Origin of the sequence: Pantoea wallisii (genome assembly GCF_002095485.1) — a bacterium.
In the GTDB taxonomy this organism is placed as follows: domain Bacteria; phylum Pseudomonadota; class Gammaproteobacteria; order Enterobacterales; family Enterobacteriaceae; genus Pantoea; species Pantoea wallisii.
Genome location: NZ_MLFS01000100.1, coordinates 1 through 9,234 on the forward strand (window position 1 = coordinate 1; position 9,234 = coordinate 9,234).

The following is a 9,234-nucleotide window of genomic DNA, read 5'->3' on the forward strand; positions in this document are numbered from 1 at the left end:
GGCGCGCCCATCAGCACCTGCATACCGCACTGATGCGAGGCGCGCGCTGCCCCCAGCGTGGTGGGAAACTCGGCGATGGCGCTGCCTGCCTCATGCGATTCCGCGACGTGTGCCGCCGTGGCGTCATCATGACTGGCCAGCGGAATCCCCTGCAGGCGACACAGGCTGGCAATGGCGTTACGGTTTGGCGTTGAGAACTCCGCCGCCAGCGCCAGCTGCTCCCGCTCAAACTGATCCATCTGCTGGTCGTTGAGCTGATATTTGCCCTGATAGTAAGTGCGATACATCTCCAGCGAGGCGTACTGCCGCTGGCCCGGCGAGTGATCCATCAGCGACACCAGCGAGAGCTCCGGCGTGCGCATCAGCGCTTCAAACAGCGGCAGCGTGGTGTGATGCGGTAACTCACAGCGCAGATGCAGACGGTGCTCCGCGCGGTTCACACCTTTACGGTTGCTCTCCTGGATGGCGCCGATCATTTTGCTCAGGTTATCGAGACGATGCCCGCCATCGCGCACATCGCCCACGCCGATCGCATCCAGCACCGTGGTGATCCCGCTGGCGACCATCAGCGCGTCGTGGCTGCTCATCGCCGAGTGCGCCGGCCAGTCCACCTTCGGGCGTGGCGTAAAGAATTTGTCGAGGTTGTCGGTGTGCAGCTCCACCAGCCCCGGCAGCAGAAAGGCGTTTTCACCGTCCAGCGCCCCCGGCAGCTGGCTGGCGCTGTCGCTGAAGCTGGCGATGCGGCCGTCGCGTATCTCCAGCGATCCGGCAACCACCTCATTTTCCAGTACCAGCTGAACATGGTTAACGATCATGCTTCGGCTCCTGTGTTGACAGGCTGCATAACGTGCAGGCGATCGGCCACGCGTTCACGCACCGCTTCGTCATGAAAGATCCCTACGATGGCGGCACCACGGGCGCGCGCCTGCTCAATCAGCTCAACCACCGCCGCGCTGTTAGCGCTGTCGAGCGACGCGGTGGGTTCATCCAGCAGCAGCACCGGATAGTCGGCGATAAAGCCGCGCGCAATGTTGACGCGCTGCTGCTCTCCGCCGGAGAAGGTAGAAGGTGCCAGCGCCCACAGGCGTTCCGGCACGTTAAGGCGCGTCAGCAGCGCTTTGGCACGCTGTTCACAGAAGGCGCGATCGACACCGCGCTCCAGCAGCGGCTGCATGACAATCTCCAGCGTCGGTACGCGCGGAATAACGCGCAGAAACTGGCTGACCCAGCCAACGGTATCACGGCGGATCGCCAGGATCTGGCGCGCGGGCGCCTGCGCCATGTCGATCCATCTCTCCTGATGCTGCAGCCAGATGTGGCCGCTGTTGGCCTGATAGTTACCGTACAGCGCCCGCAGTAGGGTTGATTTGCCACTGCCGGAGCGGCCGTGCAGCACCACGCACTCGCCGGCGTTGACGGTGAGGCTGGCACCCTGCAGTACCGGCAAGGCCGCGCTGCTCTGGTTGTGCAGCACAAAGGTTTTGCTGAGATTCTCTACGCGCAATAAAGGTTGCATGTTGTTGTCCTGAACGATGTCCAATGCCATAGCGGGCGTGATCAAAGTTGTGAAAGTTCTGGCCAATTTATCCGGCACGATATGTGGCGGTTCCATTGGGTACGCCGGTGATGCGGTCGCCATCAATGGCGACCCTACAGGTGCTGTGCCGCAGTTATGCGTCTGTGCGTTGTAGGGTGCGCATTCATGCGCACCGGATAAAAACCGCCTTACGCCAGCACCGAGGAGACCAGCAGCTGGGTATAAGGGTGATGCGGATCGTCCAGCACCCGGTCGGTCAGACCGCTCTCCACCACTCTGCCCTGCTTCATCACCAGCAGCCGGTGCGCCAGCAGACGCGCCACGCCGAGATCGTGCGTCACAATCACCACCGCCAGATTCAGCTCGCGCACCAGCGTGCGCAGCAGATCAAGCAGGCGCGCCTGTACCGAGACATCCAGCCCACCGGTCGGCTCATCCATAAACACCAGCGTCGGCTGCGTCACCAGGTTGCGGGCAATCTGCAGGCGCTGCTGCATCCCGCCGGAGAAAGTGGTCGGCAGGTCATCAATGCGGCTGGCCGGAATCTCCACATCCTGCAGCCAGCGCATCGCCTGCTGGCGGATATCACCGTAATGGCGCTGCCCCACGGCCATCAGGCGCTCGCCGATATTGCCGCCGGCGGTAACCTGCGGACGCAATCCGTCCAGCGGATGCTGATGCACCACGCCCCACTCGGTGCGCAGCAGACGGCGGCGCTCGCTCTCGCTCAGCTGATAGAGATCCTGCCCGCGATACAGAATGTTGCCCTCTTGCGGCGCTAAGCGTGCCGACAGGCTGCGCAGCAGCGTAGTTTTACCCGAGCCGGACTCGCCGACGATCCCCAGTACTTCCCCGGGATAGAGCGCAAAGCTGACCTCTTCAAACCCTTTGCCTGGCGCGTAGAGGTGCGTCAGGTTGTTGACCGCAAGCAGCGGCTGTTCACTGTGCATGCTGTTGTTCCTGCTGCTGGTGGCAAAAATCGGTATCGGAGCAGACAAACATGCGCGTACCGGCGTCATCCATCACCACTTCATCGAGGTAGCTGTGGCGTGAACCGCACAGCGCGCAGGGGTGCGCCCAGCGCTGCACGCTAAACGGATGATCGTCAAAGTCCAGACTCTCCACTTTGGTATAGGGCGGCAGCGCATAGATGCGTTTTTCACGCCCGGCGCCAAACAGCTGCAGCGCCGGCATCATGTGCATTTTGGGGTTGTCGAATTTGGGAATGGGCGATGGGTCCATGACGTAGCGATCGTTGACCTTTACCGGATAAGCATAGGTTGTCGCAATATGGCCGTAGCGGGCGATATCTTCATACAGCTTCACCTGCATAATGCCGTACTCCTCCAGCGCGTGCATGGTGCGGGTTTCGGTCTCGCGCGGCTCAATAAAGCGCAGCGGCTCCGGGATCGGCACCTGATAAATCAGCACCTGATCCTCCTGCAACGGCGTCTCCGGAATGCGGTGGCGCGTCTGAATCAGCGTGGCTTCGCTGGTGCGTTCGGTGGTTGCCGCGCCGCTGACGCGCCGGAAAAAGTGGCGGATCGAAACCGCATTGGTGGTGTCATCTGCGCCCTGGTCAATCACCTTCAGCACGTCGCTATCGCCGATGATGCTGGCGGTGATCTGAATACCGCCGGTGCCCCAGCCATACGGCATCGGCATTTCGCGGCCGGCAAACGGCACCTGATAACCGGGAATGGCGACCGCTTTAAGGATGGCGCGGCGCAGGGTGCGCTTGGTCTGCTCATCCAGATAACCGTTGTTGTAGCCGGTTAACTCACGCATTGTTCTGCTCCTGATACTGTTGGCGCAGCCGCTTCAGCAGCTCCAGCTCCGCCTGGAAATCGACGTAGTGCGGCAGTTTCAGGTGCGAGACAAAGCCGGCCGCTTCTACGTTGTCAGCGTGCGACAGCACAAACTCTTCATCCTGCGCCGGGCCGGCAATGCGTTCGTGGTAGTCAGGCGCCTGCAGTGCGCGATCCACCAGCGCCATCGCCATCGCTTTGCGCTCGGCCCGTCCGAAGACCAGACCGTAGCCGCGCGTGAAGTGCGGCGCGCTGCCGCCTTCGGTAGTGAAACCGTTCACCATCTCGCACTCGGTCAGCAGGATTTCGCCGATGTCGAGGTCAAAACCGAGCTCTTCCGGGCAGATCGAGACACTGAGATAGCCGGTGCGGATCTCACCGGCAAACGGATGGTTGCGGCCATAGCCGCGCTGCGTCGAGTAGCCCAGCGCCAGCAGAAAGCCCTCATCGCCGCGTACCAGCTGCTGCAGCCGTGCAGCGCGGGAAGCGGGATAGCCTGGCGGTTCACGCGTGATGTCGCACGGTTCGCTGCCGTCATCCACTTCGCGTGCGGCCAGCCCTTCGTCGCTCATCATGCTGAAGACGTGCGGGCAGTGCTCAGGCAATGCCTGATCGTCACGTGCGGCCGCCGGCGTTTCGCCATTCGCCAGCAGAGTAAAATCCAGCAGGCGGTGGCTGTAATCGTAAGTCGGCCCCAGCACCTGACCGCCGGGCAGATCTTTGTAGACGGCGGAGATGCGGCGCTCGAGGCGCATTTCGTGCGTCTCCAGCGCCAGGCTGTCGGCAAGACGCGGCAGCGTGGTGCGGTAGGCGCGCAGCAGAAAGATGGCTTCGACCAGATCGCCGCTCGCCTGCTTGATCGCCAGCGCTGCCAGCTGCGGATCATAGATTCCGCCTTCCGTCATGACGCGATCCACCGCCAGACCCAGCTGCTCTGCCACCTGATCGCAGCCAAGTTCTGCCACGCTGCGGTCGCCGCAGCGCAGATCGGCCTGCAGCTGATGGGCGTGGGCTATCGCCTTCTCCCCTCCTTTCACGGCCACGTACATCAGCACACCTCCACGTCAGTGGTGCGTGGCAGCGCCATCATCGCTTCGCCACAGGTAAAAATCAGATCCACGCCCTGCGGGAAGGGATGGGGACGTTCGCGCAGATAGTGCAGGATCGCTGCCGGCAGCTGCGGGGCGATAGCGCGGGATTCACGCAGGCCTGGGCCGGAGAGACGCAGCGTCAGGCCGCCGTTGAGCGCTGGCACCTCGACAATCAGCGTGGTGCTCTTCTCCGGTGCCATGTTGTCACCGGCCGCAAACAGGGCCGGATCGGGATTGGCGGCCGCATGGGTTAGCGCGAAGAGTGCGTCACGTTCCGCCACAATCGGTACGCCGGTGTGAAAACGCAGGTTGCTGCGCAGCGTGTCGCTATCAACGCGCTGATCCAGCCACAGCGCGCTCTCCTGATCGACCAGCGTCAGCAGCACCGCGGTGGCCGCCGGGGACAGCTCGCCCCAGCCCTGCGCCAGCGGCAGCGAAACCATCACGCCCGGCTCGCTCATCGCTTTCAGAATACGGCGGAAAGCACGTTGAGCATCGGCCACCGGATGGGTAAAACTTGCCAGTAATGTCATGCGTTATCTCCGCGCACCAGGGTAAAGAAATCCACTTTTGAGCGGGCGATCTCACGTGCGCGCAGCTGACGCTGCTCTTCACGCAGTGCCGCCAGCGGGGTGATCAGGGCATCCTGCAAAAGCGCATGGGTCTCCGGCTGTTGCAGCAGTGCGTCGATCAGGGCGCAGCGCTCGGCGTGCGCTTTATCGCGCCCCAGCACATAGCTAAAGCCCAGGGTGCCGTCATGCAGCTTTACCACCGCCCGCGTGACGGTGGCATCGCCCATCACAAATCGCTTGCCGCTGCCGCCCATGCGCGCCTGGATACGGGTCAACCCGGTCTCCGCCGGGCGAATGCGCTCATAGGCGGGCTTAAGTTGCAGCGGCTGCCAGTGCCCCTCCAGGGCGCCGGCATCGCTGTGAGCCAGCACCGAAAGCCAGTGCTGACGCGCTGTTTGCTGTTTCATTCATGCTCCAGGGTAAGTTCAATCATGTCGCCACGCGTCAGGCTGACGGAGTACTCCGCTATCTGACCGTTACGGTGTCTGTTCAGGGTGCGCACACAGAGCAGCGGTGACTGCAGGGCAATCTCCAGCAGCTTGCACTCTTTTGCCTGTGCGCGGCGGGTGCTGATGCGGGTTTGCGTGCGGGTGAGTTCGAGGCCGAGCTGCTGCTGCATGAAGTCGTGCAGCGATCCGCTGTGAAACTGCTGCAGCTGTGGCCACCAGCGCAGGTCTGCCAGATAGTGGTTGATCACGCACACCGGCACGCCATTGACGCGGCGCAGCGTGCGTAGATGAATGACGTTATCCCCCTCCTGCATACCCAGCGCGCTGGCAACGTCGCTGCTGGCCGGGCGCAGCACCGCCAGCAGACGCTCACTGGTGGGATGGCTGCCCTGCTCCAGCAGGTTCTGACTAAAGCGTGCCTGCGCGTGCAGCGGGTAGTCATAAGGGCGCATCAGCACCAGAATGCCGACGCCATGGCGACGTTGCAGCAGCCCTTTGTTGACCAGCTCATCGACGGCGCGGCGTAGCGTATGGCGGTTAACGGCATAGTGGTCGGCCAGCTGCTGCTCGGAGGGCAGATAGTCGCCACAGCGATAACGCTCCTGCAGCGCCTGCTCCAGCTGGGCGGCTACCGCCTGGTATACAGTGGTCGGATGTCTGGATATCTCCATCACGCTCAATACCTCATTTGCTTCAGGTTGAGGGACGCAGCCAGCAGCTGCGCGATGGCGACTACAGTGCGGGAGCCAGATGACAGCGCCGTGACGGCTCAGTGACGCGCGGATGAATTTGCTTTAGGGAAGCACGATCAAAGGCAACGCGCGCAGAGTTTGATAAAAAATTTTTAACTGTCATTACTGTGGGCGACGTCAAAAAATATCACTCAAATTCACTGCGTTACCGCTTCCCTTGTACCATGCAGCTCACTGAAGTTCTGCTAACTTAATGAGTAAGCCCTCCCTGTAACACGGACCCATAAATGATTAACACGATGAAACTGTCTGACAGTTTTCGGCGCAATTTTGTGCGGGAAGTGATTCTGCCACTGATGGCGATTTTGCTGCTTACCTTTGCCGGTGCCGGCGCAGGGCTATTCTGGGGCAGTTCGGTGACCAATAATGAGGCGCGCGACCAGCAGCAGCGCATGATCCAGGCATCCTTCGAACAGAGCCTGAGTGAACATCTGCGCCAGCTGCGCAGCCTGACCCGCTGGTCACCGCTGGCCGATCAGCTGGCCCTCTCTCAGCCGGATCCGGCGTGGCTGAACCAGAATATTGGCAGCTGGCTGTACGATATGTTTGATCACCAGCTGATTCTGCTGCTGGATCGCAATAACCAGCCGGTGGAGGTGTGGCGTAACGGCGTGCCGGTACCCGATAAGCGTATCGGCCCCTATCTACAGGATTTACTGCTCAGCCCGCTGGTGATGCGAAGTGATGTTGTCGCCGGTCCCAGCGACCGCGCCGATTTTGTGCGCATCGGCCAGCGTGCCGCGGCGCTGGCGGTGGGGGATATCAGCAGTACGCGTGAAGCCGGCCGTTACCGGCTGGTGAGTATTAAGTTTCTGGATGATGGCTACCTGCGTAACCTTTCCGACCGCAGCCAGCTGCGGCAGCTGCACTTCAGCGATGGCGCGCCCCAGGACGGGACAAAAGCGCTGTACCAGCTCAATTCGCAGCAGGGTGAGCCAGTGGGCTATCTCAGCTGGATGCCGGATAAACCCGGTGCCCAGATGCTGCGTACGCTGGGCCCCACTACCCTGATTTCGGTGCTGTTAATTACCCTGCTGTGTCTGTTTATGGTGCGCCGCATCTGGACCTCCTCCCTGAGCCTGTCGCAATCGCTGCTGAAGCTGGGCGCAAGCGAAGCGCAGGCACAGCATCTGGCGTTTCATGATGTGCTGACCGGCCTGCCGAATCGCGCGCTGGTAGAGGATCGCCTTACGCAGGCGCTGGCGGCTTCGGCGCGTCACGATCAGCGCGTGGCGCTACTGCTGCTCGATCTCGACCGCTTTAAGAACATCAACGACACCTACGGTCATCACGCGGGAGACGAACTGATTATGGAGGTCGCACGCCGGCTGGGTGAGATGGTGCGCGCCAGCGATACCGTGGGTCGCATTGGCGGTGACGAATTCATTATCGTGATGCCTGATGTCGAGAATATGGGCCAGGTGCAGGCGCTGGCAAAACGCATTATCAGCCGCTTAAGTGAGCCCTATCAGCTGGTGGGCAGTGAGCTGTGGGTGGGCGTGAGTATTGGTCTGGCGCTGGCGCCGAAGGATGGGATTGACCGGCAGGAGCTGATGCGCAAAGCCGATATCGCCCTCTACGACGCGAAAAACAATGGCCGCGGTCAGTATCGCCAGTTTGAACGCGTGATGGATGAGTCGCTGCGCACGCGCCAGCAGATAGCAGCGGATCTGCGCCAGGCACTGCATAATTTTGACGGGCTGGCGGTCTGGTATCAGCCGTTGATGGAGATCAGCGGTCAGCGGGTGGTCGGGCTGGAGGCGCTGCTGCGCTGGCACCACCCCGTGCGCGGCGATGTGTCACCGGCCGATTTTATCGCCATCGCCGAAGAGACCGGCATGATTATTCCGCTCGGCGAGTGGGTACTGCGCGAGGCCTGTCGCACCTCGCTGAAGCTGCCGCAGGTGATTGTGGCGGTTAATGTCTCGCCGGTGCAGTTTCGCGCCAGCGGATTTGTCGGGCGGATCATTGAGATTGTGCAGGAAGAAGGCGCCGATCCGCAGCGTATGGAGCTGGAGATCACCGAAGGCGTGCTGATTGAAGACGAGCATGAGGCGCGCAACAGCATCATCGCCCTGCGTGACGCGGGCTTCCGTATTGCGCTGGATGATTTTGGTACGGGCTACTCCAGCCTGAATTACCTCAGCACCTTCCCGGTGGATAAAATCAAAATCGATCGCTCGTTTACCCAATCGCTCGGCGTAGCGCAGAACTCCACCGCGATTGTCGAATCCGTGGTGCGCCTGGGCCATGCCATGGGCCTGACCGTCACCGCCGAAGGTGTCGAAACCGAAGGACAGAAAAACGCCCTGGCCGATGCGGGCTGTAATCAGCTGCAGGGATATCTGTTCAGCCAGGCAGTGCCGTTTAGCGAGATAGAGCGGATGATGTGAAGCAGTGTTCTGTGGTACGGCCAGGGGCGCATGAATGCACACTGACAGGGTCACCGCTAATAACGACCTGAATTATGGAATACATTTCCCGGCGATTGACTCATCTCCTCGCTTTCCTGGCGCATAGAGTGCACATTCTTTGCGCCACGGAGGCCATGATGAAAAAACGGAAATATCCGCGTCTAAAAGATTTCGATTACCGTTCAGAGGGGGCTTATTTTCTCACGCTGGTTTGCCATCAACGTATGTCGCGATTCGGCCATATTTCTGCCGGGAAAATGGTGACCAATCTTTTGGGCGAGAAGGTAAAACAGGCATGGTATGACATGCCGCTACTCTATAATGCTGTATCAACGGATGCCTTTGTTATTATGCCCAATCATCTGCATGGCATCCTGTGGATCAACGCCGGAAACACACGCACCATTCCGCAAATGATGAGTTTATTTAAAGGCGGCGTAACCCGTGATATCGGGTTTAAGATCTGGCAGCGCAGTTTTTACGATCGCGTTATTCGGGATGAGAATGAGTTATCAATGATCCGACAGTATATCGAAGATAACCCGAAACGCTGGGAGTTGGACCGGTTATATATTCCAGGTGCGCATGAATGCGCACCCTACAGGTGACAG

Annotated in this window: 10 protein-coding genes; 2 read left to right on the plus strand and 8 right to left on the minus strand. The window is 60.7% G+C overall.

Translation table 11 applies throughout. The features are described 5' to 3' along the window. The 8 genes from phnM to phnF all read right to left on the minus strand — a co-directional run. A partial coding sequence (gene phnM, locus HA48_RS21270; RefSeq protein ID WP_128603090.1) for an alpha-D-ribose 1-methylphosphonate 5-triphosphate diphosphatase occupies window positions 1-815 on the minus strand: 815 nt, incomplete at its 3' end. Then, on the minus strand, window positions 812-1,516 hold the full coding sequence (gene phnL / locus HA48_RS21275; RefSeq protein ID WP_128603091.1) for a phosphonate C-P lyase system protein PhnL: 705 nt from the start codon (window positions 1,514-1,516) through the stop codon (window positions 812-814). The genes phnL and phnM, both read right to left, overlap by 4 nt. 209 nt (window positions 1,517-1,725) lie before the next feature. Then, window positions 1,726-2,487, minus strand: coding sequence for a phosphonate C-P lyase system protein PhnK (phnK, locus tag HA48_RS21280; RefSeq protein WP_128603092.1), 762 nt, complete (start codon window positions 2,485-2,487; stop codon window positions 1,726-1,728). Continuing rightward, window positions 2,477-3,325: an alpha-D-ribose 1-methylphosphonate 5-phosphate C-P-lyase PhnJ gene (locus HA48_RS21285; protein ID WP_128603093.1), complete on the minus strand. Its 849-nt coding sequence runs from the start codon at window positions 3,323-3,325 to the stop codon at window positions 2,477-2,479. The genes phnK and HA48_RS21285 overlap by 11 nt, the downstream gene beginning before the upstream one ends. Further along, complete coding sequence (locus HA48_RS21290; protein ID WP_128603094.1) at window positions 3,318-4,394, minus strand: carbon-phosphorus lyase complex subunit; 1,077 nt, start codon at window positions 4,392-4,394, stop codon at window positions 3,318-3,320. Before HA48_RS21290 ends, HA48_RS21285 begins: the two co-directional genes overlap by 8 nt. Next, window positions 4,394-4,969, minus strand: a complete 576-nt coding sequence (phnH, locus tag HA48_RS21295) for a phosphonate C-P lyase system protein PhnH (RefSeq protein ID WP_128603095.1) — start codon at window positions 4,967-4,969, stop codon at window positions 4,394-4,396. Before phnH ends, HA48_RS21290 begins: the two co-directional genes overlap by 1 nt. After that, window positions 4,966-5,415, minus strand: coding sequence for a phosphonate C-P lyase system protein PhnG (phnG, locus tag HA48_RS21300; protein ID WP_128603096.1), 450 nt, complete (start codon window positions 5,413-5,415; stop codon window positions 4,966-4,968). The genes phnH and phnG overlap by 4 nt, the downstream gene beginning before the upstream one ends. Further along, window positions 5,412-6,128 carry a phosphonate metabolism transcriptional regulator PhnF gene (gene phnF / locus HA48_RS21305; RefSeq protein ID WP_128603099.1) on the minus strand — a complete coding sequence of 239 codons (717 nt, stop codon included), beginning with the start codon at window positions 6,126-6,128 and terminating at the stop codon, window positions 5,412-5,414. The genes phnG and phnF overlap by 4 nt, the downstream gene beginning before the upstream one ends. A 308-nt stretch (window positions 6,129-6,436) precedes the next feature. On the opposite strand from phnF, the gene HA48_RS21310 reads away from it, so the two are divergent. Beyond that, window positions 6,437-8,602: a putative bifunctional diguanylate cyclase/phosphodiesterase gene (locus HA48_RS21310; RefSeq protein WP_128603097.1), complete on the plus strand. Its 2,166-nt coding sequence runs from the start codon at window positions 6,437-6,439 to the stop codon at window positions 8,600-8,602. Between the two features lie 155 nt (window positions 8,603-8,757). Beyond that, entirely contained in the window at window positions 8,758-9,231 is a 474-nt protein-coding gene (locus HA48_RS21315; protein ID WP_158086981.1) for a transposase, read from the plus strand. Window positions 9,232-9,234: the final 3 nt, after the last annotated feature.